Raw genomic sequence first — 26,634 nt, 5'->3', positions numbered from 1 at the left:
CGTCCCATGCTGCAGTCACTCTATGACCTCGTCGACAAGTATCACCTGGTGGCGGCTTTTGCCGTCATCGGGCTCACCATGTATTTCGCCTACTGGATCAGCGAGCGCTTCACCCGCGGCAAGCTGCACGGATCGGCGATCGCCATCATGCTCGGCCTGGCGCTGGCCTATGCGGGCGGCAAGATCACTGGCGGCGCCGACGGGCTCGCCGACATCACGCTGTTCTCCGGCCTGGGGCTGATGGGCGGCGGCATGCTGCGCGACCTGGCGATCATCGCCACCGCCTACGGCGTGCGCTTCGACGAGGTGCGCGAGGCCGGGGTACGCGGCGTGATAGCGCTGTTCGCGGGGGTGGTGGTGTCCTTCGTGGCCGGCGGGCTGGTGGCGGTCGGCTTCGGCTACACCGATCCGGTGGCGATCACCACCATCGGGGCGGGGGCCGTGACCTACATCGTCGGGCCCGTCACCGGGGCGACGCTGGGCGCGAGCTCCGAGGTGATCGCGCTGTCGATCGCCGCCGGGCTGGTCAAGTCGATCCTGACCATGATCACCACGCCCATGGCCGCGCACTGGATCGGGCTCGACAACCCGCGCTCGGCGATGATCTTCGGCGGCATGATCGGCACCACCAGCGGCGTCGCCGCCGGGCTCGCCGCCACCGACGCCCGGCTGGTGCCCTACGGCGCCATGACCGCGACCTTCTACACCGGCCTCGGCATCCTGCTGGCACCCACGGTACTGTTTCTGGTGGTGCGCGGGCTGGTGTAGATCCCCGTGCCGACGTCCATCGAGGCGGGCGGGGCCTACAGCACGCCCGCCTCGAGCCCTGCCGCCATCGCCATGCCGAGCTCCTCCACCCGGGCCTCGAAGTCATCCTGCCACTCGCCGCGCAGCGTCAGCGGGGCCTGTGCCCACTTCCAGCCGAGCCCGGTGACGATGCCTTCCACGGCGCGCCGGGTGCCGGTGCCGTCGTGGCCGGCACGGATGTAGAGCGCGCAGGGCAGGCCGCGGGTGTCGTCCAGCACGGCATAGTAGCTGCGGTCGAAGAAGTCCTTCAGCGCGCCGCTCATATAGCCCAGGTTCTCGGGCGTGCCGAGCAGGATGGCGTCGCAGGCGCGCACGTCGTCGGGGCCGGCCTCCAGCGGCGGCCTGACGACCACCTCGATCGCTTCGATATCGGGATGACGGGCCCCTCGCTCGGCGGCCTCGCGCAGCCGGCGGGTGTTGGGGGAGGGCGCATGGGCCACGATCAACAGTCGCTTCATGGGAGCCTGCCGGGTTGAAGAGTGTCCGGCCCGCCATCATACAGGGCATAGCGGCGTTGACAGGCGCCAACGCCTTGTCGACGCTGAATCCGGTATTCACGACCCCATCAGGGAGGACGTCTCATGGCCTTTGCCCTTTCGACAATGCAGGTGACCAGCTCCGCCTTCGAGAACTTTCAAGCGATGCCCGGCCGACATGCGACGGAGGGTGACGATCTGTCGCCGCCCCTGGCCTGGGAAAACCCGCCGGAGGGCACCAAGGGCTATGCGGTGATCTGCCACGACCCGGATGCGCCGCTGGTGCAGCACGGCCAGCAGGGCTTCGTGCACTGGCTGCTCTACAACCTGCCGGGCTCCGTCACCTCATTGGAGGAGGCCACCACCGTTGGCACCCGCGGGCACAACGACTTCCAGCGCAACGGCTACGGTGGCCCCATGCCGCCGGAAGGCCACGGCACGCATCTGTACTACTTCTGGGTGCTGGCGCTGGACAAGCCCACGGCGCTGCCGGAAGGGCTCTCCATGACCGAGCTGCTCAAGCAGCTGGAGCCGCACCTGCTGGGCATGAATCGGCTGATCGGGACGTATCAACGCGGCTGATCGGCAGCTTTTATCCGACCCGCGGGGCTGAAGCGAGCCGGCTGATCGCCCCAGCGAGCCCCACTCCCGGCGGGGCTCGGTCGTTGTCGGCCTCGCCGCTCGCTTAGCCCGACAGGGGGGCGGCGATGTCATCGTTTGCGGTGACGATGCGCTCGAGCTCCTCGCAGAAGGCGTCCAGCGCCTCGCGGGTGTGGCCAGGGCGACGATGCAGCTCGATCTCGACCTGCCCCAGCGCCGGCAGGCCCTCCGCCTCGCCGACGATCCGGCAGCCCGCCGGCACGCTGCGCGGCGTCTTCACCGTCATTGCCAGGCCCGCCTGGACCGGCAGGTTGATGCCGGTGGGCGAGGTGCTGGCGTAGCGGATCTCCCAGCGCCGCTCGTCGCGGCCCAGCGCCGACAGCGCATGGGCGCGGAAGGTGCAGCCCTCCGGGTTGAACGCCAGCGGCAGCACCTCCCAGTCCTCCAGCCGGCAGTCCTCGGCGACTACCCACACCATCGGCTCCCAGCCCAGCAGCTGCCCCGATTGCGTCGGCACGTGCCGGATCGACAGTACCGCGTCCAGCAGGCCTTCCTGAAACTGGCCGACCAGCGCCGCGCTCATGTCGCAGGTGATGTTGAGGCGCGTGTCCGGAAAGCGCCGGGCGTAGCGCTCGAGCAGCTCGGGCAGGTAGGCGCTGGCCTGTTCCTCTGAGGTGGCGAAACGAATCAGCTCGCCGCGCTGGCGCTCGCCCAGGGCCTCCCGGGCCTCGTCCTCCAGGGTCAGCATGTGCCGGGCATAGGGCAGCAGCCGCTCGCCGTGGCGGGTCAGCAGCACGCTGCGGCTGGTGCGCTCGAACAGCGACTGCCCCATCTGATCCTCGAGGCGCTTGATCTGCAGGCTCACCGCCGACTGGGTGCGATGCAGCACCTTGCCGGCGGCGCTGAACCCCTGGCACTCGGCCACGGTGACGAAGGCGCGGAGCAGGTCCGTATCCATAAATTAATGAGCCTTTGAAATTGGTTGTATCTCAATGATTCATTTTTATTATGGAGATGCCGTCACTAGGCTGTCCAGCATGCACAAGACAGCGGAGACAACCATGCCTGTGGAACCCTCGGTCGATACCCCCGCCAATGCCCTCGATGGCCTGATCGATCTGCAATGCTATCCCCTCGACGATCTCGACGGCGACACCGGGCGCGCGCTGATCGACCGCTGCCGCCGCCAGCTGGCGGACGACGGCTGCGTGGTGCTCAAGAACTTCGTGCCCGACGAGGCCCTCGAGCGCCTGGAGCGCGAGACCGAGCGCCTGTCCCCCGAGGCCCACTACAACCAGACCGAGACCAATCCCTACAACAGCGACGCCGATCCCTCCAAGCCGGCCAGCCATCCGCTGAACCGCTTCGGCGACCGCACCAACGGCTTCGTCGCCGGCGACCGCATCGACGGCGACACCATCATCCGCCAGGTCTACCAGAACGCCGACTTCCAGCGTTTCATCGCCACCGTGGTCGGCATGGAGGAGATCCACCAGTACGCCGACCCGCTGGCCGATCTGGTGGTCAACGTGCTGCGCGAGGGCTGCCAGCATCCGTGGCACTACGACACCAACGAGTTCATCGTCACCATGATGACCCGCCAGTCCCACGGCGGCGGCCGCTTCGAGTATGCCCCGGGCATTCGCAGCCCCGAGGGCGAGAACTTCGACGAGGTCGAGGAGGTCATCGACGGCGACCGCTCGCGGCTCGAGTCGCTGGATCTCCAGCCCGGCGATCTGCAGATCTTCTTTGGCCGCTACTCCCTGCACCGGGTCACCCCGGTCGAGGGCGCCAAGGAGCGCCACACGGTGATCTTCGCCTACGCCAAGGAGCCGGGCTTCATCGGCCGCCCCGAGCGCGCCCGCCGCATCTTCGGCCGCATGGCGCCGGTCCACGAGCGGCTGCTCGAAGAGGGCATGCAGCGCAGCGACGCCCTGGCCGACTGATCGCGCCTGCCGATCGCCATGCCCTTGGCGTCGGTCCGTCCGGCGCCCTCCAGACCGACACTCCATAACGACCCTCCGAGAGACCTGACATGAGCATCGTGGATTTCGAGAAGCTGACCGACAACGAGCCGGAACAGATCCCGGTGATTCCCTCGGCTCCCATGGCCAACGGCGACAGCATCCCCACCGCCTTCGATCCGAAGCAGCTGCGCGCCGGCCGCCTCGAGCGCCTGCGTGCCATGATGGCCGAGCAGGGCTATGCCGCCGTGGTGCTGTTCGACCCGTACAACCAGCGCTATGCCACCGGCTCGCGCAACATGTTCGGCTACTTCCTGCGCAACTCGACCCGCTACGTCTACGTGCCGCTCGACGGCCCGGTGATCCTGTTCGAGTACCCGGGCAGCGCCCACGTCTCCACCTGGCTGGAGACCATCGACGAGTCGCGCACCTCCAAGGTGGTGTGGTCGGCGGTCAACCAGCGCGACAATCTGTCCTCCGACCCCTTCGGCGTCGAGATCGCCGAGCTGATCGAGGCGCACGGCCGCGGCAACAAGAAGATCGGCCTGGATCGCTGCGCCCTGAATCTGGCGCGCTCGCTGGAGGCCCAGGGGCTGGAGGTCTTCGACTGCATGCAGGACACCCTGCACTGTCGTCGCATCAAGACCCCGGAGGAAATCGCCTGCCTGGCCCAGTCCATGGCCGGCAGCGAGGCCGCCGTGGCCGAGGTCGAGGCCGCCATCAAGCCCGGTGTCACCGAGAACGAGCTGTTCGCCATCATGTACGGCGACGTCATCCGCCAGGGCGGCGAGTTCATCGAGACGCGCCTGCTCAACTCCGGGCCGCGCACCAACCCCTGGTTCAACGAGGCAAGCGACAGGGTGATCCGCCCCGGCGAGCTGGTGGCGCTCGACACCGATACCATCGGCTGCCACGGCTACTACTCCGACTTCTCGCGTACCTTCCACGTCGGCCCGGGCAAGCCCAGCGCCTACCAGAAGAGCCTCTATCGCATGGCCTATGACCAGGTGCACCACAACATGGGCATCCTCAAGCCGGGCATGAGCTACCGCGAGCTCGCCGAGCAGGCGTGGAAGATTCCCGAGCGCTTCCTCGACCGCCGCTATCCCTCGATCATCCATGGCGTCGGCATGCACGGCGAGACGCCTCTGGTCGCCCACCACATGGACTTCGACCGCTTCTCCAAGGACGGCGTCCTGGAGCCCGGCATGGTCGTCTCGGTGGAGAGCTACATCGGCGAGGTCGGCGCCGCCGACGGCGTCAAGCTGGAGGAGGAGGTGCTGGTCACCGAGACCGGCATCGAAAAGCTCTCGCGCTACCCCTTCGACGAGGCGCTGCTCGACCGGGAGGTCTAACGGCTGCCGCCTGATAGACGAGCGCCGGGGACAAGGCGAAGCGAGGGTCTTTTGCCATGGATGACAAAAGTAGCGCCCAGGGAAGGGTTTACAGCGCCCTCGCGCAGGCTTGTTGCCGGCACAGCTCAGCGGGCCGATGGAAAAAGTCTATCCCGGAAGACACCGCGACGACGTGTCTTCCTAATCAATTCAAGAGAGACCCCATGACAGACGTGAACCACTGGATCGCCGGCGACCGCGTGGCCGGCGAGCGCAGCATCGACGTGTTCAACCCGGCGACCGGCGAGGCGATCCGCCGCGTCGCCCTGGGCGATGCGGCCACCGTGGAGCGGGCCATCGCCGCCGCCCGCGAGGCGCAGCCGGCGTGGCGCGATCTGCCGCCGGCCAAGCGCGCCCAGGTGATGTTTCGCTTCAAGATGCTGCTCGAGCGCGACGCCGACGAGATCTGCCGGCTGGTCGCCGAGGAGCACGGCAAGGTGCTCGAGGATGCCATGGGCGAGCTCAAGCGCGGCATCGAGAACGTCGAGTACGCCTGCGGCGTGCCGGAGCTCTTGAAGGGCGAGTACTCCCACAACGCCGGGCCGGGCATCGATACCTGGTCCAATCACCAGCCGCTGGGCATCGTGGCCGGCATCACGCCGTTCAACTTCCCGGCCATGGTGCCGCTGTGGATGTACCCGATGGCCATCGCCTGCGGCAACGCCTTCATCTTGAAGCCGTCCGAGCAGGTGCCCTCGACCGCGATCAAGATGGCCGAGCTGCTCGACGAGGCCGGCCTGCCGCGAGGCATCTTCAGCGTGGTCCACGGCGACCGCGAGGCCGTGGAGGCGCTGATCGACGCCCCCGACGTCAAGGCACTCTCCTTCGTCGGCTCCACGCCGGTGGCCAAGTCGATCTATCGCCGCGGCGCCGAGAACGGCAAGCGCGTCCAGGCCCTGGGCGGCGCCAAGAACCACGCCGTGGTGCTGCCCGACGCCGACCTGGACAACGCCGCCAGCACGCTGATCGGCGCCGCCTTCGGCAGCGCCGGCGAGCGCTGCATGGCGATCTCCGTGGCCGTCTGCGTCGGCGACGACACCGCCGACGCCCTGGTCGGCAAGCTCGCCGACCAGGCCCGCACCCTGAAGATCGGCCCCGGCACCGAGAAGGGGCTGGACATGGGCGCGCTGGTCAACGCCGGCCATCGCGACAGGGTCGCCGGCTACATCGAGCGTGGCGAGCAGGCCGGCGCGGAGCTGGTGGTCGATGGCCGCGAGCATCCGCTGGTCGAGGAATCAAAGGGCTACTTCCTGGGCGCAACCCTGTTCGACCGGGTGACGCCGGCGATGGACATCTACCGCGACGAGATCTTCGGTCCGGTGCTGTGCGTGGTGCGCGTCGAGACCTTCGAGGAAGCCATCGCGCTGATCAACGCCCACCAGTACGGCAACGGCACCTGCGTGTTCACCCGTGACGGCGAGGCCGGTCGCCGCTTCAGTGATGCCATCGAGGTCGGCATGGTCGGCATCAACGTGCCGCTGCCGGTGCCGGTGGCCTTCCACAGCTTCGGCGGCTGGAAGGAATCGCTGTTCGGTGACCTGCACGCCTACGGCCCCGACGCGGTGCGCTTCTATACCCGCCGCAAGGCCGTGTCCCAGCGCTGGCCGCAGCGCTCCCAGCAGGAGAGCGCCCAGTTCAACTTCCCGTCGAACTGACCGTGTCGAACTGACCGTCTCTCACCGAGCGTGCCGAACCGACTGTCCTGAACCGAGTCTCCTCGGTGACACCATCGCGCCCGCCCGTTGCCACAACGGGGCGGGCGCGCGAGGTTCTGCCGGCCTCGATCTGGCGGTGCGCATCGGCGACACGGTGAGCATCCGGTGGTCGACGGCGTCTCCATCCTGGTGCATTTTCGCAACAAGCGGCGGGTCGCCCACGGCCCGACGCGCCGATCGACGTCACCCGCTCGGTGGCCGCGCTGGGCGGCTGGAGGTCGGCGACGAGGCGTTCGAGCGGCTGCGACGCGCCGCTCCCCGAGTCATTCCCCATCGTCCAAGGAGATGCGCATGGCGCTATTCGATCGAGACCGGCGGGAGCAAAACCCGCGTACCCGCCGGCTCTACGCCCTCTGGGAACTGATCTACACCTTCGTCGACTTCGGCGCCGCGGCCGCCTTCCTGGTCGGCTCGGTGCTGTTCCTCTACGAGAGCCAGCAGACGCTGGCGACCTGGTGCTTCATCGTCGGCTCGGCGCTGTTCGCCTTCAAGCCCACCATTCGCACCGTGCGTGACCTCAAGCTGGCGTCCATGGGCGACGTCGAGGACCTGGAGCGGGAAGGCCGCCGGGACTGAGCCGGCGGCTTCTCTCAGTGCCAGCGGTGCCCGCCACGACGCCGGGTCGGGATCGGGCGCCGCACCGGCATGGCCTCGTCGGTCTCGCCGAACGGCGCATGTGGGGCGTCATCGAACTCGGCCAGTCGGCGGATGCGCGCCTCGGTGGACGGATGGGTGCGCAGCCAGGCGATCTCCACCGGCGGGCGACGCCCGAACAGGCTCGCAAGCCAGCCGCGGCGCCGGCGCTCCAGCACCACCAGCGCCGAGGCGAGCCCCGCCGGATCACCGGTGAGTGCCACGGCCTCCATGTCGGCGGTGAATTCGCGGTTGCGCGACAGCGCCAGTGACAGCAGCACGCTGAGCGTCGGTGCCACGGCGATCACCAGCAGGGTGAGCCAGGGCAGGGGGCGCTCGCCGGACAGCATCATCGGCAGGCTGACCAGGATCGCCAGCTGCACGGCGGTGGTCAGCCACAGCGTCATGCGGGTCATGGCCGTGGCGATCGACAACACCCGGGTGTCGCCGCGCCGCAGATGGCTCACTTCATGGGCCAGTACCCCGCCCAGCTCGCGCATCGTCAGCGAGCTCAGCAGGCCGTCGGTGACCGCGATGCCGCCGTCGTGGGGGCCGCCCACGGCGAAGGCGTTGATCTCCGGCGAGGGCGCGTGGTAGAGCTGCGGCGCGATCGTCAGGCCGGCGCCGGCGTAGAGGTGCCGGAGCAGCGCATGCACCTCCGGCGCCCGGGACGCCGGCAGCCGCTCGGCGCCGGCCCGGTCCAGGATCATCCGGGCCGGCATCCAGCTCATCATCACGGCCGTCACGATCACCGCCGAGAGGCTCATCAGCACGCCGCTCGGCCCCGCCAGCAGGTAGCCGGGCAGGGACAGCGTCAGCGTCAGGCCGCCCAGGATCAGCACCGTCTGCAGCCCGTTGAACAGGCGATGCCGGCCGAGTTCGTGTTCCAGCACCATGCCGCGTCCCCCGTCGTTGGCCCTTTCTCCTAAGGCTAGCCGCCTCGCCCGCGATCGCGGCACGACAACCGACACAAACATTGATCGGCGTCATCGTCGTGAGTGGTCGCTCGCCTGCGCAGGATCATGCGCCCGCCAAGCGCGGTCGTCTTGCTGCCGGCGCGGACGACGAACGAGGGACCGACGGAACCCTGGACGCCTGGAACGTGTCAGATGACACTCGATCCTGACCGGCCTGCGCCGGAACCGTCCTCAACCGTGTGATTCGAAGGAGAGAACATGCACAAGCGTCTGACCCGGGCCCTGCTGCCCGTCTTGAGCGCCGGCCTGCTGTCCGGCACCGCCCTGGCCAGTGATGCCGATGCGCCGGAAGTCTACGGCTGGGTGGAGAAGGCCCTGATCGATCCGAGCTGGGGCGTGGAAGTGAAGGCCAAGCTGGACAGCGGCGCCCTGACGTCTTCCATGCAGGCGGACAACATCGAGCAGTTCGAGCGCGAAGGCGAAGACTGGGTGCGCTTCGAGGTCGAGGTCGAGGACGAGGAGAGCGGCGAGATCGTCAGCCACGAATTCGAGCGTCAGCTCTATCGCGACCTCACCGTGGTCGGCGCCGGCGGCCGGGATCATCGCCCGGTGGTGCTGATGACGATCTGCATGGGCGACGAACGCTTCGAGGAGCAGTTCAGCCTCGAGGACCGCAGCGACATGAACTATCCGGTGCTGCTGGGTCGCCGTACCATCCAGAGCCTCGGCTATCTCGACGTCACCGAGACCTTCCTGCAGTCGCCGAGCTGCGATGACGACTCGACCCTGCATCGTCATGCCGACAAGGAATACGAGGACAAGATCGGCGTCTGAGGGCCGCCACCCGCGAGCGCGACGACCGAGAGACGAAATGCCAGAGGACATGGCCATGGAACACGCCACGCCCTTCGGGGCCCTGCTGGCCGAGCTGGAGAGTCTCGGCGAGCACCACGACCGGAACGTCACGGCGCCGGACGAGGGGCTGCGCAACATCACCCGCGATACCGGCGAGTTCCTCTCCGTGCTGGTCAGGGCGACCGGGGCGCGTCGCATCCTCGAGATCGGCACCTCCAACGGCTATTCCACCCTGTGGCTGGCCGAGGCGGCCCGGGCGCTCGGCGGCCGGGTCACCACGGTGGAGTGGGCCGCCGGACGCTGGGGCATGGCCGGCGAGCACTTCGCCCGAGCCGGGCTGGCGGACGTGATCGAATCGCTTCATGCCGAGGCCGGCCGGGTGCTCGACCGCGAGGCCCCGGCCTCGCGGGACCTGGTGTTCCTCGATGCCGACCGCGCGCGCTACGTCGACTGGTGGCCCGTGGTGCGCGAGATCCTGGCGCCGGGCGGGTTGCTGGTGGTGGTCAACGCCACCTCCCATGCCGACGAGCTGGCGCCCTTCATCGACCTGGTGGAGGCGGACGACGACTTCACCACCAGCCTGGTGCCGGTGGGCAAGGGCGAGTTCCTGGCCACCCGGACGCCGGCGGCCGCGTCCGCCTGATTCCTGCGATGCGGCGCCGCCACGAGGTCGCCATGGCCGACGCCCCGACCCTTCGGGTCTACTACGATGCCGTCTGCCCGAAATGCCGCCGCGATCGGCGCCGCTACGAGCGGATGGCCGACGAGGCGTCGGCGGTGGAATGGGTCGACGTCACCGCCAACCAGGCGCGCCTGCGCGAACGCGGCATCGATCCGAATGATGCCCTGCCTTCCCTTCACGTCGGGGGACGAGCACGGCCGGCTGTTTGACGGCCTCGACGCCTACCTCCTGCTGATGCGTCGGGTGCCGCTGCCGCCTCCTTCCTCCACGTCCTCGAACCGTGGCACCGGGCATCCCGCGGCGATGTGCGGGGCAGGCGTCGTGGACACAGCGTTCGAGACGGCGCTGGTCGAGCAGGCAGAGGAGAGCATAGGCTGGTGGTCACCGACCGGCGCCGGGCCGTCGGGCATCGCGACACTGGGGGCATTGGACATGGAGCATTTCATGAGGGCGGCGCTGGAGGCCGCGCAGACCAGCCGAGACGAAGGCGGCATTCCGATCGGATCGGTGCTGGTGCATCGCGGGGTGATCCTCGGCAGCGGCCACAACCAGCGGGTGCAGCTCGGCAGCACCGTGCTGCACGGCGAGATGGACGCCCTGGAGAACGCCGGGCGGCAGTCGGCCGATATCTATCGCGAGTCGACTCTCTATACCACGCTGTCGCCCTGCGCGATGTGCACCGGGGCGATCCTGCTCTACGGCATCCCGCGGGTGGTGATCGGCGAGAACCGCACCTTCCTCGGCGAGGAGGCGCTGCTGCGCGAGCGCGGCGTCGAGGTCGAGGTGCTGCAGGACCCCGACTGCATCGCCCTGATGGAGGGCTTCATCGCCGAGAACCCCGGGCTCTGGCACGAGGACATCGGCGAGTAACGGATCGGGCCAGCGGGGGCTGGGTGGCGGCGGGTTCCAGCAGTGAGGTGACCTGCCGCGGCTGGGTGTCGAGGGCTTCCTTGAACACCTGCATCCGGGCCTGCCGGGCGGTCTGGTCGTGCGCCAGCCTCTGCGACCGGGCGACGACGTTGTTGACGGATGAGTCCATCGCTCTTTTCTGCATGAGAGAAGGTCGGTCTCACCCTGGCAGGCCTCCTGACCGAGGGCAACAGCGACATGGAGTTCGCGCGTCCCAGGGTGTAGGCTTTCGCGCTCTCCGAATCCCCCCGAGGTCTTTTCATGAGCGATATGCCCCAGTGCCCACAGTGCGCCTCCGAGTTTACCTATCACGACGGCCTGCAGTACGTGTGCCCCGAGTGCGCTCATGAGTGGACCGATGCGGCCCCGGACGCGGAAGATGATGCCCCGGTGGTTCGCGATGCCAATGGCAACGCGCTGGCCGATGGCGATACCGTCACCGTGATCAAGGACCTCAAGGTCAAGGGCTCGTCCTCGGTGGTGAAGGTGGGCACCAAGGTAAAGGGCATTCGCCTGGTCGACGGCGACCACGACATCGACTGCAAGGTCGAGGGCATCGGCCCGATGAAGCTGAAGTCGGCGTTCGTCAAGAAGGCCTGAGCCTCGCCCGCCGCGCCTGATCGAGCGGGCCTCAGCGGGCTGGCGACGCCAGGCTGTCCGGCAGGCCCTCGCGCAGCGAGCGCGGCCTGAGCCCCAGGTCGTCGAAGGTACCGACGCCGTCGGTGACCACGTTGTCGTGCTGCATGAGGATGACCTGGTCGCGGGTCAGCGGCGGGTCCGGCAGCCGCGAGAGCGCGCCGGCCAGGGTTCGCCACAGCCAGAAGGGCACCGGCACCAGCGGGCGTTCCCGGCCGAGCCGGGCCATCACCAGCTCGACGATCTCCCGATACCGCAGCACGTCGCCGCCGCCCAGCTCGAACAGCCGCCGTGCCGGCGCCTCGGGGCCGGTCAGGCGGGCGAGGGCGCGCGCCGCGTCGATGACGTGTACCGGCTGCAGGCGGGTCTCGCCGCGGCCGAACAGCGGGATCAGTGGTAGTCGAAAGAGCCGCGCCAGGCCGCCGAGAAAGGCATCATCCGGGCCGAACAGCACGCTCGGCCGCACGATGATCGCCTTGGGCATGGCCGCCAGCACCGCGCGCTCACCCCGTGCTCGGGCGCGCACGTAGGCCGAGGGCGAGCTGTCCTCGACGCCGATCCCCGACAGCTGCACCAGCCGGTCGATGCCGGCCTCCCGCGCCAGCCGCGCCAGCCGGCCGGCCCCTTCCACATGAATCGCCTCGAAGCCGAGATCCCGAGTCTCCACGTAGAGGCTGACCGCATTGACCACCGCCGCCGCGCCCTTCAGCGCCGCGGCCACTTCTTCCTCATGGCGGATATCGGCCGCGACCAGCGCCAGCGGATCGTCGCTCTCGGCCCAGCTCGGCCAGGCCGGGTGGCGGGCCACCAGCCGCGTGGGCCGACCGGCTTCCACCAGTTCACGCACCAGGGCATCGCCGAGAAAGCCGCTGCCGCCGAAGACGACGATCGGTCGCGTCATATCGTTCCTTGCCGCTGCTCCGGTTTCATGAAGGCATTGTGCCTGATGTCCGCGGGGTCGCAAGCGTCGGGGCGCGATGCGCTCGGCCCTCGAAAAGAAGACCAAAGTCTAAAGGCATAAAGTCCGTTTTTATCCGAGTCTATGTCCGACATAACGAGAATGGAGTCCGACAGGGCTCAGTAACAGCGGAACGCCGATCATGTCCCACGCCGCCGACCCTACGCGCCGCTCCGCGCGGCCCGACATCGCCGATGTCCTCGCCGAGGACATCTTCAGCGGCCATTACGGGCCGGGCGACTTCGTGCCCAAGGAGCTGGACCTCTGCGAGCGCTTCGGCGTCAGTCGCAGCACCGTGCGCAGCGCCCTGCAGACGCTGGTCACGGCGGGCCTGCTGACGCGCATCTCCGGCCAGGGCACCCGGGTGCGGGCGCTGACCGAGTGGCATCTGCTCGATCCCCGGGTGAGCGGCTGGATGGCGCGCTTCGCCCAGCCCAATTCGCGCATCCAGCGCGAGATCTTCGCCTTCCGGGTCGCCGTGGAGCCCTTCGTCGCGCGCCTGGCCGCGGAGCATGCCACCGCCGCCGACCTGCTGGCCATCGAGTCCGCCTACGAGGGCATGATCCGCGCGCTGGAACACGACGATCTGCACTGGGAGGGCGTCTCCCACAACGACTACGACGTGGCCTTTCACGAGGCCATCTTCGCGGCGTCGCACAATCTGGTCTGGGCCCAGATCAGCCACGTGCTGAAGCCGGCCATCGCGCTGCTGGTAGAGCGCTCGAACCATAGTGCCGACGAGCTCCATGACAGCATGGAACGCCATCGCCGGATGATGGAGGCGATTCGCCTGCGTCAGCCGGAACAGGCCGCCGCGGCGGCCCTCAAGGTGCTGGAACGCACCGGCCGGGACCTGGGCCTCGAGGCCCTGCTGCCGGCCCTTCCCACCCTCGATGTTTCGACAACAAGCAGCGATAAGGAAGCCTCATGATCACACGCATGCCTCTCAAGACTCTGACCGCCGCCGTGCTCGGCGCCATGGCCGTCAACGCCCAGGCCGCCGACTACGAGTGGACCTTCCAGACCTCCGAGACCTCCGGCGAGCCGCAGTTCGAGATGAAGAAGGCCTGGGCCGATAACGTCGAGCAGATGTCCGATGGCCGCATCAGCATCGAGATCCTGCCGGTGAACGCGGTCGTCCAGGCCAACCAGACCCTGCAGGCGGTGCAGTCCGGCATCCTCCAGGGCCACCTGACCGATCCGAGCTACTTCACCGGCCAGAACCCGGCCTTCGGCATGATCGGCAACCTGGTCGGCGCCTGGAGCGATCCCTACGACTTCCTCGACTACATGAACAACGCCGGCGGCGAGGCGCTCTACAACGAGCTGGTCGAGCCCTACGGCCTGCACCTGATCGGCGCCGCCGCCACCGGGCTCGAGTCGCTGCCGTCCACCAAGCCGGTGCGCTCCATCGAGGACATGCAGGGCCTCAAGCTGCGCGCCCCCGAGGGCATGGTCTACAACATCTTCGAGGCCGCCGGCGCGACCCCGGTCAACCTGCCGGGCTCCGAGGTCTACACCGGCCTGGAGAAGGGCGTGATCGACGCTGCCGACTACACGGTGTTCGCCACCAACCAGGCTCAGGGCCTCCACGAGTTCGCCCCGTATCCGCTGTACCCGGGCTTCCACTCCCTGCCGATGGTGTCCGTGTCGCTGAACAAGGAGATCTGGGACAGCCTGCCGGCGGACCTCCAGGCGATCCTCGAGACCTCCGTGGATGACCTGGCCTACGAGATGGTCGCCGAGCTCAAGACCCGTGACCTCGAGGCCGTGCGCGAGGCGCGCCAGAACCCGGACATCGAGATCATCGACCTGCCGGCCGAGGAGCGCGTCAAGTTCCGCAACATCGCCAAGGAAGAGTGGGCCAACTGGGCAGAGAAGAACGAGATCACCCAGGAGTTCTACGACTCCGTGGTCGGCTACCTGGAAAACCACAACCTGATGTGATTCACCCGCCGGCATCGGACGGTGCCGGCCATCATGACGGCGGGCCACTCTGGGTGGCCCGCTCCTGTATCGAGGAAGTTCCATGACACAAGCGTCTCGTCGTCCGGAGGGCGAACCGGCCGCCGCCGAGGCGAGCCCGCCCGATCCGGCTCGCAACGCCTTCGATCGCGCCATCATGGCCGGCGGTCGTGTGGCGGCCTGGCTGGTGCTGGTCGCCATGGCGATCAGCGTCTATGAGGTCATCATGCGCTACGCCTTCAATTCCCCCACCTCCTGGGTCCACGAGAGCGTGGTGATGCTGGTGGCGGTGAGCTTCGCCCTGGGCGGCCCCGCGACGCTGGCCTGTAACCGCCACATCCGGGTGCGCGTGATCTACGACAGCGCCGGGCCGCGCCTGAAGCTATGGCTCGACCGCTTCAACGACCTGGTGACCTTCGGCTTCTGCCTGGCCATGACCTACGCCGCCTTCGTGATGTTCTGGGGCGCCTCTCACAATCCGCTGGGCGAATGGCAGCTGGAGCGTTCCGGCACCTCCTGGAACCCGCCGTTTCCGGCCCTGGTGAAGGGCATGATCCTGCTGGCACTGGCGATCATGTGCCTTCAGGCCCTGCTGCACGTGGTGCAGTCACTGCGCGGCAAGCCCGCTCCCACCCCGGATGACACGGAGGGCACCGCCTGATGGATATCGCAACCGGAACCATGTTGATGGTGGGGCTGATCTTCGCCCTGCTGATCACCGGCCTGCCGCTGGCCTTCATCACCGGCCTGGTCGCGCTCTCCTTCACCTTCGGCTGGTTCGGGCCCAACGCCCTGCCGCTGGTCACCAGCCGGGTCTACGGCTTCGTCACCGAATACTCGCTGGTGGCGGTGCCGATGTTCGTGTTGATGGCCTCGCTACTGGACCGATCGGGGATCGCCAAGGACCTGTTCAACGCCATGCGGGTGTTCGCCGGCCGCCTGCCCGGCGGCGTGGCCGTGCAGACCGTGGTGGTGGCCTTCTTCCTGGCCGCGCTGTCCGGGATCATCGGCGGCGAGATCGTGCTGCTGGGCATCCTGGCGCTGCCACAGATGCTGCGACTGGGCTACGACAAGCACCTGTCGATCGGCGTGGTCTGCGCCGGCGGCGCGCTCGGCACCATGATGCCGCCGTCCATCGTGCTGATCATCTACGGCCTGATCGCCTCCGAGTCGATCGCCGACCTGTTCACCGCGGCCATCACCCCGGCGGTGATCCTGATGGCCAGCTACATCGGCTACGTGCTGGTGCGCTGCCTGAAGAACCCCGAGATGGGCCCGCCGATGACCGACGCCGACCGCGAGGAAGGCTTCGCCAGCCGCGGCCAGGCGCTGCGCGCCATCATCGTGCCGGCGCTGATCGCCGGGCTGGTGCTGGGCTCGATCTACGGCGGCGTGGCCTCGGTCACCGAGGCGGCGGCCATGGGCGTGTTCGGCGTGCTGCTGGCGGTGGTCGCGCGCGGCGAGTTCTCGTTCAAGACCCTGCACCAGAGCCTCGGCCAGACCCTGACCACCTGCGGCATGATCATCTGGATCGGCATCGGCGCCGCGGCGCTGGTGGGCGTCTACAACCTGATGGGCGGCAACCGCTTCATCTCGAGCATGATCATGGGCCTCGACGTGGCGCCGATCGTGATCATCCTGGTGATGATGGCGATCCTGCTGGTGCTGGGCATGTTCCTCGACTGGATCGGCGTGGCGATGCTGACACTGCCGATCTTCGTGCCGATCGTCGAGCAGCTGGGCTACAGCCCGATCTGGTTCGGCATCCTGTTCGCGGTGAACATGCAGGTGTCCTTCCTGTCGCCGCCGTTCGGCCCGGCCGCCTTCTACCTCAAGGGGGTGGCGCCACCCGAGGTCAGCCTCAAGGACATCTTCGTCGCCGTGCTGCCCTTCATTGCCCTGCAGCTGTGCGTGCTGTTCGCGCTGCTGTTCTGGCCCGACATGGCCATGTGGCTGGTGTAAGAAGGCCGGAGTAAAAGGCGGCCGCTGTAAAAAGGCTGCCGCCGTAAAAAGCCCGTACCCATGGCGAGCCATCGAGCTGTCGATGGATCGCCATCCGGTGGCGGAAGCGTCACCCTAAAGCGCGCCATATCGCCACGCGATATGGCGCGCTTTTGTTGATGGGTTTCCATGACGATTTTGCGGTTTTTCCCGTAAAAGAAAACGGCGCCTCGGCGCCGTTTTCTTTTTGCTGGCTGTGTCTATCGATGGAGGGTCAATCGGAAGCGTCACGCGATATCGTCGCGAGAAAGTCCTCGACGATCGCCTGGGGCGGGCGACGGATATCGGCCAGGACGGCCTCGTCTTCGCCGGGCGCTTCCAGGGTGGCGAGCTGGCTGTCGAGCATGTGGGCGCCGGCGAAGAAATGATCGCCGCGGGAGCCGAGGCGCTCCAGCAGCACCTCGCGGCTGCCGGCCAGATAGAGGATCGCCAGGTCGGGGGCGGCTTCGCGAAGCTGGTCGCGGTAGCGGCGCTTGAGCGCCGAGCAGCCGATGACCAGATCGCGGCCCTCGTCGCGATACTGCCGATACAGGTCGGCGAGGGTCGCCAGCCAGGTGGCGCGATCGTCGTCATTGAGGGGCTCGCCGCGGCTCATCTTGGCGATGTTGTCCGGGCCGTGATGGTCGTCCCCGTCGATGAAGGTGGCCCCGAGGGAGGCGGCCAGCTTCCGCCCGACATGGGACTTTCCCGATCCGGAAACGCCCATGACGAGGAGGCTCTTGGCGGTCGTCTTCATGCGCGAGTCTGCTTCTTATGGCGTCGAAAAGATGTCGGGAATTCTAGCACTTTTTGTCGGCATGGGGAGTGAAAAAAAGGCGCCACCCGATCAGGGGGTTTCTCAGCGATAGCCGGCCATGAGCTCGCGGATGAGCGGCGTGTCGGCATCGCGAAGGGTCGGCAGCTCAAAGCGGGCCTGGGCGATGGCGGTGCGCGACAGGGTCGCGGTGATCAGCCCCTCGCCGTCCTCGGCCTCGGCCAGGGCCTCGCCGCGCGGGCCGAGAATGCGCGAGCCGCCCCAGAAGTGGCTGCCGTTTTCCGGCCCGAAGCGGTTGGCCATGATCACCGGGGTGCCGTAGGTCATGGCGTAGAAGCGCACGTTGAGCACCCAGTTCTGCTCGTTGGAGAAGTCCTCGCTGACGATGCCCGAGGCCGAGTTGATCGGCGCGCACAGCACCGTGGGGCGGGGCAGCAGGGCGGCGTGCACCAGGGCGGGGTTCCACAGGTCGGCGCAGATCAGCTGGGTCGCGGACCAGCCGGGGAGGATCTCGGCCTGTGTCAGCTCGCTGCCGTGGGTGAACCACTTGCCTTCCTCGAGCCCGCCGTAGGTGGGCAGGTTGAGCTTGCGGTGCACGGCGACGATCTCGCCGTGCTGGAGGATCGCCAGGGCGTTGTAGTACTCGCCGGGGCTGGCTTCCTCGACGAAGCCGACCACCGTCTGCATCTCGCCGCAGGCGCGGGCCAGCCGGGCCAGGCGAGGGTCCTCGACCGGCATGGCGACACGCATGACCTCGCCGCCGAGCCCGTAGCCGGTCAGCGAGAGCTCGGGGAAGACCAGCAGCGCCACCCCGCGCTGGCCGGCCTCGTGGATGATCTCGAGATGGCGCTCGAGGTTGGCGTCGACCTCGCCCAGCGCGGCGTTGATCTGGGCGGCGGCCACAGGGAGTTCGTCCTGATAGTGCATGTCACGGTCTCGTCGTTGCAGCGGGAGGGAAGGCGATGCTCGGGCGTCATTCTGCCCCGGGCGGGCCGAGCAGGGCGAGCAGATCGCCGGCCGGGCGTGTCTCCAGGGTCTGGATGACGCGTTCGAGGCGCTCGGCGCGCTCGCCGAGCACCGGGCCGGCGAGGGCGCGGTACTTGGCGACCAGCTCGTCGTCGGACAGCGGATTGTGCGGATTGCCGCGGGCCTCGCAGGGCTCGCTCTCGATGATCCGGCCGTCGCTCAGATGCAGCCGCGCCGAGGCCCAGCGCTCGGCCGGGAAGCGCGCATTGAAGGCGCCGCTCTCGCGGATCTCGACCCGCTCGGCGAGGGCGCGGGGCAGCGGCGCGTCGAGCTCGGTGACGGCCTCGGCGTCGAGGGTGCCGCGGGCCAGCGCGCAGGCCACCGACCAGGGCAGGCTGTACTGGGCCTGCTCGGTGCTGTCGGGGTGCTTCACATGCAGCCGTCGTCCCTCATGGAAGGTGGTGATCTCGATGCGCGCGATCGTTGCCGGGTCGCCGATCCGATCGCGCAGCGACAGCACCGCCTCCACCGCCGGCTGGGCCCAGCGGCATACCGGGTAGGCCTTGAAGTACTGCTCGTGAAGGTACCGGCGCTGCTCCCGGTCGGCCCAGAGGTGTTCGACCTCGGGGGCGGTAGCGGTCAGCGCGGGGGCGCCGGTGAAGCCGTCACGGGCCAGCAAGGCGGCGGAGACGCCGGTCATGGCGCCCCAGCCCGAGCCGTCCTTGAGCATGGTGGGATGATCGATGCAGCGCATCATCTGGCTGCGCGGTCCGTAGAACTCGGCGATGCCCAGGGCGTGGTGGAGTCGCTCGCGATCCAGGCCCATCAGGCGGCCGGCCACGGCCGCCACGCCCAGGGCGTTCCAGGCGCCGGAGGTGTGGTAGTCGGGGCTGGTGGCATGCAGCGCGATGCCGGCACGGGTAGCGATCTCGTAGCCCATGGCCAGCAGGCCGAGGAAATCGCGGCCGGACAGCCGTTCCACTTCGGGGAGGGCAATCAGCCCCGGCAGCAGGGCGACCCCGGCATGGCCCTTGGTCAGCACCTGGCCGTCGTGGGCGTCCAGGGCATCGATCAGCCAGGCGCCGTGCAGGGCCACGCCGGTGGGCGAGGCACGCCCCTCGGCGAACAGCAGCGGCCGGTCGCCGCCGTGCTGAGAGGTGGCGAAACGCCGGGCAGGCGCGGCGAGTTCGGTGCGGGTGGCGCCGGCGGCCACGCCGACGAGGTCCAGCAGGCAGCGTTTGGCCTGGGCCAGCAGGGCGTCGTCGGTAAGCGGGTCGGCGTCGAGCATCCAGTCGAGCAGGGCGTTGGGCTGGGGCATGGCGATCGATCTCCCGGATCGTGGGGATAAACGACGAAGGCCGCCCAGGGGCGGCCTCCGCAGCGGTTGCGTGACGGTGGGCGCCGTCTTACAGCAGGTCGTGCTGCTCGAGGAAGGCCTCGGCCACGTCCTCGACGGTCTCGCGCTCGACGTCGACCCGGGCGTTGAGCCTGGCCATGGTCTGGTCGTCGAGCAGCGCGGACAGCGCGTTCATCTGCTCGGCGAGGTCCGGGTTGGCCGTCAGGGTTTTCTCGCGCACCACCGGCGTCAGGGCGTAATCGGGGAAGAACCGCCGGTCGTCCTCCAGCACGGTCAGATCCAGGGCCGGAATGCGGCCGTTGGTGGCCGTCGTCATGGCGACATCGACCTCTTCCTGGTCGAGCGAGGGCAGGGTCAGGCCCTGGTCCATGCGCTTGACGTTGCGGCGGCCGAACTCGAAGCCGTAGGTCTCCTGCATGGGCCGCAGGCCGTCATCGCGGGAATAGAAGGTGGCATTGGAGGCCAGCACCAGCTCGTGGCCGGCGTTGATGGCCTCGGCGAGGTCGGAGATGCTGGCAATTTCGAGCTCCCGGGCCTGATCCTCGCGCATGGCCAGGGCATAGGTGTTGTTGGCCTCGGAGGGGGCCAGCCACACCAGGTCCTTCTCGGCGTCGAGCGCCTTGACCCGCTGGTAGGCCTCTTCAGGCGACAGCGACTCGGTCACCTTGTTATAGCTGATCAGCGAGGTGCCGGTGTATTCCCAGTAGAGATCGACCTGGCCGTTCTCCTGTGCCTGGCGCAGCACGGTGGTGCCCATGCCCGAGCGCTCTTCCACCTCGTAGCCCCTGGCGTCCAGGTACTGGACCGTCATGTCGGCGAGGATCAGCTGCTCGGTGAAGTTCTTGCCGCCGACGGTGATGGTGTCCGCCTGGGCGAGCGCCGGGGTGGCGGCGAGCAGGAGGGTGGCAGCGGCAGTGCGGCTCTGGGGAAAACGCATGGGAATGGCTCCGGATATCGGGCAGGGCAAAGAGGCCCGCTCGTGCCGAACGGGCTCTTGCCAGTGGGAAAAGATCGCGAAGGCCGTGACCGGGACGGTCACGCGCCGGGGAGGGTTACAGCAGCTCGTTGTCTTCGAGGAAGGACTCGGCCACGTCCTCGATGGTCGCACGCTCGACGTCGACCCAGGCGTTGAGGCCGGCCATGGTCTCGTCGTCGAGCAGCGCGGACAGCGCGTTCATCTGCTCGGCGAGGTCCGGATTGGCCTCCAGGGTCTCCTCGCGCACCACCGGGGTCAGGGCATAGGCCGGGAAGAAGGCCTGGTCGTCCTCGAGGACCTGGAAGTCGAAGGCCGGGATGCGGCCGTCGGTGGCGAACACCAGGCCGACGTCGACCTGACCGTCGCGCAGCGCCTGGTAGACCAGGCCGGAGTCCATGCGCTTGACCTCCCCGCGGCCGACGCGGAAGTCATAGGCCTGCTGGAGCGGGCGCCAGCCGTCCTCGCGAGCGTAGAACTCGGCGTTCATGGCGAAGGTCAGATCCTCGCCGTCGTTGACCGCCTGGGCCAGATCGGAGAGCGAGTCGATGCCGGTCTCCTCGACGCTATCCTGGCGCATGGCCAGGGCGTAGGTGTTGTTGGCCGCCGAGGGCTCCAGCCACACCAGGCCCTTCTCGCCGTCGAGTTCCTTGACCCGCTGATAGGTCTCCTCGGGCGACAGCGACTCGGTGACGTCGTTGTAGTTGATCAGCGAGGTGCCGGTGTATTCCCAATAGAGGTCGATCTGGCCGTTCTCCTGGGCCTGGCGCAGCACGGCGGAGCCCATGCCGGCACGGGTCTCGACGTCGTAGCCGAGCCCGCTCAGGTATTGGGTCGTCATGCTGGCGAGTATCTGCTGCTCGGTGAAGTTCTTGCCACCGACCACGATCTCCTCGGCCTGGGCGGTGGTCATGGCGCTGGCCAGGGCCAGACCGGAAAGCGTCATCATCAGGCGTTTCATGGTGATCTCCTTGTTGTTGCGTCTTGGTCGCCCACAGGCGGCCGATAGGAAAACAGGGTGTGCTCAGCTGCGCGAGGGGTTGACCCCGCGCGGCACCACCAGGAAGGCGGTGGTGGCCACGATGGCGTCGACCACGATCGCCAGCAGGGCGGTGGGGATGGCCCCGGACAGCATCATCACCGGGTCGTAGAGATCGATGCCGGTGAAGATCAGCTCGCCCAGGCCGCCGGCGCCGATCAGGAAGGCCAGCGGTACGGTGCCCACGTTGATGGTCAGCGCCGTGCGGATACCGGCGAAGATCACGTAGAGGGCATTGGGCATCTCGACGCGCAGCAGGCGCTGGGCCGGCGACATGCCGATGCCCGAGGCGGCCTCCATGAGCGCCGGGTTGACGCCCTTGAGGCCGGCGTAGGTGTTGCGGGTGATCGGCAGCAGCGTGGCCACGAACAGCCCGAACACCGCCGGCACGGTGCCGATGCCGAGAAAGCTCATCGACAGCGCCAGCACCGCCAGCGTCGGAATGGTGGTGCCGACGTTGAGCACCTGCATGACCGATTCGGCGACGCGCGCCATGCTGGGGCGCGACAGCAGAACGCCCAGCGGGAGGGCCACCAGGATGGCCAGGCCGCCGGACATGAGGGTCAGCCACAGGTGCTGCACGGCCAGGAACTGGACGTCGGGCAGGTAGAAGATGAAGTCGTCGATGACCCCGCTGGACTGGCTCCACACGCCGAGGAAGAAGATGGCGATGAGCAGCGCAATGCGCAGGGCCCCCTTCAGGCTCCGGATCGGCATCGGCTTACTCCTTGGTGGCCGGTTCGGCGGTCGCGGCGGATTCCGTGGGGCGGAACCGCGAGCCCAGGTGGTGGGTCATGGCGCGCTGGGTGATCTGGCCGCAGACCCGGCCGGCCTCGTCCACGCAGGGCAGCCAGGTGATGTCGTTGGAGAACATCAGCGAGGCGACCTTGCGCAGGTCGTCGTCCAGCGACACGGTGGCCGGCACGTTCTGGAAATGGTCGCGGCAGTAGCCCCGGGTGGTGCGCGCCTGGGAACGGGTGATGACGCCGACCGGCTGGCGGCGATCGTTCACCACCAGGATCGCGTTCTGGTAGCCGAAGTCGTCGATCCGGGCCAGGGCGGTCTCCAGGGTGTCGCTGGGCGACACGGTGCCGATCTCGTCGGAGACCACGTCGCGCACCTTGACCAGATTGAGGCGCTTGAGCGCCCGGTCCTCGCCGAGGAAGGACTCGACGAACTCGTCCTTGGGGTTGGCCAGCAGCTCGTCCGGGGTGGAGTACTGCTCCAGGCGGCCGGCGCGGAAGATGGCGACCCGGTCGCCCATCTTGATCGCCTCGTCGATGTCGTGGCTGACGAACATGATGGTCTTGTTGAGTTCCTGCTGCATCTTGAGGAACTCGTCCTGGATCACCGCGCGGTTGATCGGGTCGATAGCGCCGAAGGGCTCGTCCATCAGCATCACCGGCGGATCGGCCGCCAGCGCCCGGGCCACGCCGATGCGCTGCTGCTGGCCGCCGGACAGCTCGTTGGGATAGCGCTTGAGGAAGGCGTCCGGGTCCAGCGCGATCATGTCCATCAGCTCCCGGGCGCGCTCCCGGTACCTGGCCTTGTCCCAGCCCAGCAGCTTGGGCACCACCGTGATGTTGTCCTCGATGGTCATGTTGGGGAACAGGCCGATCTGCTGGATCACGTAGCCGATATTGCGGCGCAGTTCCTGGGTGTTCAGGTCGGTGGTGTCCTCGCCGTTGATGAACACCTTGCCCGAGGTGGGGCGCACGATGCGGTTGATCATCTTCAGCGTGGTGGTCTTGCCGCAGCCGGAGGGGCCGAGCAGGATGCAGATCTCGCCGGCCGGCACCTCCATGTTGATGTGGTCGGCGGCGGTGACCGCGCCCTTGGGGGTGTCGAAGACCTTGGTCAGGTTGTCGAGTCGAATCATGCGGGGGAATCCTTGTTTGATGAGCCGGGGCCCGCGCGGGACGGGATCAGGCCGTCTCGGCGGCGCGCTCCATCCCTAGGGGCGTCAGGCGCTTCTGCAGCGCCAGCAGGCCGTAGTCGACGATGATCGCCAGCAGGCTGACCGCCACCGCGCCGACGATCAGCTGGCGCGGGTCGGACTGCGAGATGCCGCGGCTGATTAAGGTGCCGAGCCCGCCGGCGCCGATGTAGGCGGCGATCGCCATGACGCCGATGTTGAGCACCACGGCGGTGCGGACGCCGGCCATGATCACCGGCACCGCCAGCGGGATCTCGACCATGCGCAGCCGCTGGTTCTGGCTCATGCCGATGCCACGGGCCGCCTCGCGCAGCGCCGGGTCGACGTTGTGAATGGCGGTGTAGGTGTTGCGGATGATCGGCAGCTGCGAGTAGAGCAGCACGGCGATCACGGCCGGCAGATAGCCGATGCCCTGGCCGATCAGCGACAGCACCGGGATCATGATCCCGAACAGCGCGATGGACGGCACCGTGACGATGATCGAGGCCGCATACAGCACCGCCTTGGCCAGGCGCTCGTTCTTGGTGATGGCGATGCCGATGGGCACCCCGGTGAGGGTGGCGATGCCGACGGCGACCCCGACCAGCGCGATGTGCTCGAGGGTCCTCGAGAGCAGCAGGTCGAGGTTGTCGATGGCGTACTGAAAGAGTTCCAAGTCCCTATCTCCTGGTCGTTCCCATGCCGATACAGCATAGCGGTCGGTCTGCGTTGATGGCGTGGGGCGCCTTCGGCGGTGGGGTAAGCCGCGTTGGAAGGCCGTGAAACGGTGACACAGCTTAGCAAAGCTCTCTATCTATTTGTTTTTCCATGGATGACGATGCGCAATGGGGAGAATTGCGGGCCCTGATGCATGTGTTGGGGTGGGGCGGCGACGCATTGTGGAAATGAATGAGAACGATTGTTGTTTTTGATGTGAATGGCGCCGAACGTGTCGCCAACGGCATGTCCGGTGGCGTAAAGCGTCGCGACGAGGGTTCACATCGTCGACATACAGGACTAAAATGGTCCGCAATCGATCACCAGGGGTGTTCCCGGGGAGGCCTGTCTTGCTGAAGCTGTCCAGACTGACCGACTACGCGGCGGTGGTGATGGCACAGATTGCCCGCCATCCCGAGCAGCCGCATGCGGCGGCGGAACTCGCCGAGGCCGTGCAGGTGCCGCATCCGACGGTCAGCAAGACCCTGAAGATGCTGGTACGCGCCGGACTGCTGGAATCGCGCCGCGGCGCCCAGGGTGGCTACTCCCTGGCGCGTCCGGCCTCGCAGATCACGGCCTGCGACATCATCGCGGCGATCGAGGGGCCGGTGGCGATGACCGAATGCAGCCAGGCCGAGGGCGACTGCGAGCTGGTGGACACTTGCGGGGTGTCCGACAACTGGCAGCGGGTGTCGCTGGCGGTGCAGACCCTGCTCCACAGCGTGACCCTGGCCCACCTGGCCGACACCACCCCGATCAAGCTGCCGGTGCAGCTGCCCATACAAAGCGTGAGTCTGGCCGCCGAGGCCTGATCACCCGCGGATTCACCACCCGAGGCGAGCCCGGCTCGCCGACCCAACCAGCCCGGGAGGGGGAGACATCATGGCAAGTCAGGAAATGGAACAGCTTGTCCGTCGCGAATACAAAGAAGGTTTCGTGACCGACATCGAGAGCGATACGGTACCGCCGGGTCTGGACGAGAACACCATCGCCTTCATCTCCAAGAAGAAGGGCGAGCCGGAGTGGATGCTGGAGTGGCGCCTGCAGGCGTATCACCAGTGGCTGAAGATGACGCCGCCCTCCTGGGCGCATCTGGACTACCCGCCGATCGACTACCAGGCGATCTCCTACTACAGCGCCCCCAAGCGCGACGAGGACAAGCCCCAGAGCCTCGACGAGGTCGACCCCAAGCTGCTCGAGACCTACGAGAAGCTGGGCATCCCGCTGCACGAGCGGGCGGCCCTGGCCGGCGTGGCGGTGGACGCGGTGTTCGATTCCGTTTCCGTGACCACCACCTTCAAGGAGAAGCTGCACGAGGCGGGCGTGATCTTCTGCTCGATCTCCGAGGCGATCCGCGACTACCCGGAACTGGTCAAGCAGTACCTCGGCAGCGTGGTGCCCCAGGGGGACAACTACTTCACGGCGCTGAACTCCGCGGTGTTCACCGACGGCTCCTTCGTGTTCGTGCCGGAAGACGTGACCTGCCCCATGGAGCTGTCCACCTACTTCCGCATCAACGCCGCCAACACCGGTCAGTTCGAGCGCACCCTGATCGTCTGCGAGAGCCGCGCCCAGGTCTCCTACCTGGAAGGCTGCACCGCGCCCCAGCGCGACGAGAACCAGCTGCACGCGGCGGTGGTCGAGCTGGTGGCACTGGAAGACGCCTCCATCAAGTACTCCACGGTGCAGAACTGGTACCCGGGCGACGAGGACGGCAAGGGCGGCATCTACAACTTCGTCACCAAGCGTGGCGACTGCCGTGGCGACCGCTCCCACATCAGCTGGACCCAGGTCGAGACCGGCTCCGCCATCACCTGGAAGTATCCGTCCTGCGTGCTGCGCGGCAAGGACAGCGTCGGCGAGTTCTACTCGGTGGCGGTGACCAACGGCCGCCAGCAGGCCGATACCGGTACCAAGATGATCCACATCGGCGAGGGCTCGCGCTCGACCATCGTCTCCAAGGGCATCTCCGCCGGCCGCTCCGAGCAGTCCTATCGCGGGCTGGTCAAGGTGGGGCCGCGGGCCAAGGGCGCGCGCAACTATACCCAGTGCGACTCGCTGCTGATCGGCGACACCTGCGGGGCCCATACCTTCCCCTATCAGGAGATCGGCAACAGCACCGCCACCGTGGAGCACGAGGCGACCACCTCCAAGATCGGCGAGGACCAGCTGTTCTACTGTCAGAGCCGCGGCCTCTCCGAGGAGGATGCGGTGAACATGATCGTCAACGGCTTCTGCAAGGACGTCTTCCAGGAGCTGCCGATGGAGTTCGCTGTGGAGGCCGAGGCGCTGCTGAACGTCACCCTCGAAGGCGCGGTCGGTTAGGCCGTTCGCCCCTGCGGGCCGCTCGCGCGTGTCTCCGGATTCGCGAAAAGGTCAAAAATTTCAAGGAGTCGCGCCG

General features: G+C 67.8%; 29 protein-coding genes. 17 read left to right on the top strand and 12 right to left on the bottom strand.

Translation table 11 applies throughout. The features are described 5' to 3' along the window. Nucleotides 1-6: 6 nt before the first annotated feature. Complete coding sequence (gene madM, locus ACGTNF_RS06945) at nt 7-768, top strand: malonate transporter subunit MadM (RefSeq protein ID WP_394601055.1); 762 nt, start codon at nt 7-9, stop codon at nt 766-768. A gap of 35 nt (nt 769-803) precedes the next feature. Here madM and ACGTNF_RS06940 read toward each other — a convergent pair whose 3' ends face one another. Next, nucleotides 804-1,265, bottom strand: a complete 462-nt coding sequence (locus ACGTNF_RS06940; protein ID WP_026068297.1) for a flavodoxin family protein — start codon at nt 1,263-1,265, stop codon at nt 804-806. A gap of 123 nt (nt 1,266-1,388) precedes the next feature. On the opposite strand from ACGTNF_RS06940, the gene ACGTNF_RS06935 reads away from it, so the two are divergent. Beyond that, nucleotides 1,389-1,865 (top strand): YbhB/YbcL family Raf kinase inhibitor-like protein, encoded by a 477-nt coding sequence (locus ACGTNF_RS06935; protein ID WP_394601054.1) that lies wholly within the window; start codon nt 1,389-1,391, stop codon nt 1,863-1,865. A gap of 103 nt (nt 1,866-1,968) precedes the next feature. On the opposite strand, the gene ACGTNF_RS06930 is transcribed toward ACGTNF_RS06935, so the two are convergent. After that, nucleotides 1,969-2,841, bottom strand: coding sequence for a LysR family transcriptional regulator (locus ACGTNF_RS06930; protein ID WP_394601053.1), 873 nt, complete (start codon nt 2,839-2,841; stop codon nt 1,969-1,971). 103 nt (nt 2,842-2,944) lie between these two features. Between ACGTNF_RS06930 and ACGTNF_RS06925 the strand changes: the two genes are divergently transcribed. The 4 genes from ACGTNF_RS06925 (at nt 2,945) to ACGTNF_RS06910 (ending at nt 7,532) form a co-directional block, all read left to right on the top strand. Then, complete coding sequence (locus ACGTNF_RS06925) at nt 2,945-3,829, top strand: HalD/BesD family halogenase (protein WP_394601052.1); 885 nt, start codon at nt 2,945-2,947, stop codon at nt 3,827-3,829. 89 nt (nt 3,830-3,918) lie between these two features. Next, on the top strand, nt 3,919-5,202 hold the full coding sequence (locus ACGTNF_RS06920; protein ID WP_394601051.1) for a M24 family metallopeptidase: 1,284 nt from the start codon (nt 3,919-3,921) through the stop codon (nt 5,200-5,202). 203 nt (nt 5,203-5,405) lie between these two features. Next, nucleotides 5,406-6,896: a CoA-acylating methylmalonate-semialdehyde dehydrogenase gene (locus ACGTNF_RS06915; protein ID WP_394601050.1), complete on the top strand. Its 1,491-nt coding sequence runs from the start codon at nt 5,406-5,408 to the stop codon at nt 6,894-6,896. A 351-nt stretch (nt 6,897-7,247) separates the two neighbouring features. Then, nucleotides 7,248-7,532 (top strand): YrhK family protein, encoded by a 285-nt coding sequence (locus ACGTNF_RS06910; protein ID WP_394601049.1) that lies wholly within the window; start codon nt 7,248-7,250, stop codon nt 7,530-7,532. A 14-nt stretch (nt 7,533-7,546) separates the two neighbouring features. Here ACGTNF_RS06910 and ACGTNF_RS06905 read toward each other — a convergent pair whose 3' ends face one another. After that, a complete protein-coding gene (locus tag ACGTNF_RS06905) occupies nt 7,547-8,485 on the bottom strand; it encodes a zinc metalloprotease HtpX (protein WP_394601048.1) in 939 nt (312 codons plus the stop codon). Between the two features lie 279 nt (nt 8,486-8,764). On the opposite strand from ACGTNF_RS06905, the gene rloA3 reads away from it, so the two are divergent. From rloA3 to ACGTNF_RS06880, 5 genes are all read left to right on the top strand, one after another. Continuing rightward, nucleotides 8,765-9,340 carry a retropepsin-like aspartic peptidase RloA3 gene (rloA3, locus tag ACGTNF_RS06900; protein WP_394601047.1) on the top strand — a complete coding sequence of 192 codons (576 nt, stop codon included), beginning with the start codon at nt 8,765-8,767 and terminating at the stop codon, nt 9,338-9,340. Nucleotides 9,341-9,395: 55 nt separating this feature from the next. Next, nucleotides 9,396-10,004 (top strand): O-methyltransferase, encoded by a 609-nt coding sequence (locus ACGTNF_RS06895; protein ID WP_394601046.1) that lies wholly within the window; start codon nt 9,396-9,398, stop codon nt 10,002-10,004. A gap of 32 nt (nt 10,005-10,036) precedes the next feature. Next, nucleotides 10,037-10,252, top strand: a complete 216-nt coding sequence (locus ACGTNF_RS06890; RefSeq protein ID WP_394601045.1) for a DCC1-like thiol-disulfide oxidoreductase family protein — start codon at nt 10,037-10,039, stop codon at nt 10,250-10,252. Nucleotides 10,253-10,475: 223 nt separating this feature from the next. Beyond that, complete coding sequence (locus ACGTNF_RS06885; protein ID WP_152479497.1) at nt 10,476-10,913, top strand: nucleoside deaminase; 438 nt, start codon at nt 10,476-10,478, stop codon at nt 10,911-10,913. 300 nt (nt 10,914-11,213) lie between these two features. Beyond that, a complete protein-coding gene (locus ACGTNF_RS06880) occupies nt 11,214-11,552 on the top strand; it encodes a zinc ribbon domain-containing protein YjdM (RefSeq protein ID WP_394601044.1) in 339 nt (112 codons plus the stop codon). Between the two features lie 31 nt (nt 11,553-11,583). On the opposite strand, the gene ACGTNF_RS06875 is transcribed toward ACGTNF_RS06880, so the two are convergent. Further along, on the bottom strand, nt 11,584-12,489 hold the full coding sequence (locus tag ACGTNF_RS06875; protein WP_394601043.1) for a complex I NDUFA9 subunit family protein: 906 nt from the start codon (nt 12,487-12,489) through the stop codon (nt 11,584-11,586). 199 nt (nt 12,490-12,688) lie between these two features. Between ACGTNF_RS06875 and ACGTNF_RS06870 the strand changes: the two genes are divergently transcribed. From ACGTNF_RS06870 to ACGTNF_RS06855, 4 genes are all read left to right on the top strand, one after another. Continuing rightward, nucleotides 12,689-13,477 carry a FadR/GntR family transcriptional regulator gene (locus ACGTNF_RS06870; RefSeq protein WP_394601042.1) on the top strand — a complete coding sequence of 263 codons (789 nt, stop codon included), beginning with the start codon at nt 12,689-12,691 and terminating at the stop codon, nt 13,475-13,477. Further along, nucleotides 13,474-14,493, top strand: a complete 1,020-nt coding sequence (locus ACGTNF_RS06865; protein WP_016853909.1) for a TRAP transporter substrate-binding protein — start codon at nt 13,474-13,476, stop codon at nt 14,491-14,493. The genes ACGTNF_RS06870 and ACGTNF_RS06865 overlap by 4 nt, the downstream gene beginning before the upstream one ends. 82 nt (nt 14,494-14,575) lie before the next feature. Further along, a complete protein-coding gene (locus ACGTNF_RS06860) occupies nt 14,576-15,172 on the top strand; it encodes a TRAP transporter small permease subunit (RefSeq protein WP_016853908.1) in 597 nt (198 codons plus the stop codon). Then, nucleotides 15,172-16,473 (top strand): TRAP transporter large permease, encoded by a 1,302-nt coding sequence (locus tag ACGTNF_RS06855; protein ID WP_394601041.1) that lies wholly within the window; start codon nt 15,172-15,174, stop codon nt 16,471-16,473. The genes ACGTNF_RS06860 and ACGTNF_RS06855 overlap by 1 nt, the downstream gene beginning before the upstream one ends. Before the next feature lie 253 nt (nt 16,474-16,726). On the opposite strand, the gene ACGTNF_RS06850 is transcribed toward ACGTNF_RS06855, so the two are convergent. From ACGTNF_RS06850 to ACGTNF_RS06815, 8 genes are all read right to left on the bottom strand, one after another. Further along, nucleotides 16,727-17,248: a gluconokinase gene (locus tag ACGTNF_RS06850; protein WP_394601040.1), complete on the bottom strand. Its 522-nt coding sequence runs from the start codon at nt 17,246-17,248 to the stop codon at nt 16,727-16,729. A 102-nt stretch (nt 17,249-17,350) separates the two neighbouring features. Then, nucleotides 17,351-18,193 (bottom strand): nitrilase-related carbon-nitrogen hydrolase, encoded by an 843-nt coding sequence (locus ACGTNF_RS06845; protein ID WP_394601039.1) that lies wholly within the window; start codon nt 18,191-18,193, stop codon nt 17,351-17,353. Between the two features lie 46 nt (nt 18,194-18,239). Continuing rightward, nucleotides 18,240-19,550: an MmgE/PrpD family protein gene (locus ACGTNF_RS06840; RefSeq protein WP_394601038.1), complete on the bottom strand. Its 1,311-nt coding sequence runs from the start codon at nt 19,548-19,550 to the stop codon at nt 18,240-18,242. An 88-nt stretch (nt 19,551-19,638) separates the two neighbouring features. Continuing rightward, a complete protein-coding gene (locus ACGTNF_RS06835; RefSeq protein WP_394601037.1) occupies nt 19,639-20,526 on the bottom strand; it encodes a glycine betaine ABC transporter substrate-binding protein in 888 nt (295 codons plus the stop codon). 115 nt (nt 20,527-20,641) lie between these two features. After that, the gene (locus ACGTNF_RS06830) at nt 20,642-21,523 is read right to left on the bottom strand and encodes a glycine betaine ABC transporter substrate-binding protein (RefSeq protein ID WP_394601036.1); all 882 of its coding nucleotides are present in this window, start codon (nt 21,521-21,523) and stop codon (nt 20,642-20,644) included. Between the two features lie 63 nt (nt 21,524-21,586). Further along, on the bottom strand, nt 21,587-22,318 hold the full coding sequence (locus tag ACGTNF_RS06825) for an ABC transporter permease (protein ID WP_394601035.1): 732 nt from the start codon (nt 22,316-22,318) through the stop codon (nt 21,587-21,589). A gap of 4 nt (nt 22,319-22,322) precedes the next feature. After that, complete coding sequence (locus ACGTNF_RS06820; protein ID WP_394601034.1) at nt 22,323-23,480, bottom strand: ABC transporter ATP-binding protein; 1,158 nt, start codon at nt 23,478-23,480, stop codon at nt 22,323-22,325. 46 nt (nt 23,481-23,526) lie between these two features. Further along, complete coding sequence (locus tag ACGTNF_RS06815; protein WP_394601033.1) at nt 23,527-24,192, bottom strand: ABC transporter permease; 666 nt, start codon at nt 24,190-24,192, stop codon at nt 23,527-23,529. A gap of 391 nt (nt 24,193-24,583) precedes the next feature. Between ACGTNF_RS06815 and ACGTNF_RS06810 the strand changes: the two genes are divergently transcribed. Continuing rightward, the gene (locus ACGTNF_RS06810; protein WP_394601032.1) at nt 24,584-25,045 is read left to right on the top strand and encodes an SUF system Fe-S cluster assembly regulator; all 462 of its coding nucleotides are present in this window, start codon (nt 24,584-24,586) and stop codon (nt 25,043-25,045) included. 70 nt (nt 25,046-25,115) lie between these two features. Beyond that, complete coding sequence (gene sufB / locus ACGTNF_RS06805; protein WP_026068293.1) at nt 25,116-26,558, top strand: Fe-S cluster assembly protein SufB; 1,443 nt, start codon at nt 25,116-25,118, stop codon at nt 26,556-26,558. Nucleotides 26,559-26,634 lie beyond the last annotated feature (76 nt).

Origin of the sequence: Halomonas sp. B23F22_10 (genome assembly GCF_043496975.1) — a bacterium.
Lineage (GTDB): Bacteria > Pseudomonadota > Gammaproteobacteria > Pseudomonadales > Halomonadaceae > Halomonas > Halomonas smyrnensis.
The sequence above is the reverse complement of the archived record's forward strand: the minus strand, read 5'-3'. Positions and strand labels throughout refer to the sequence as shown.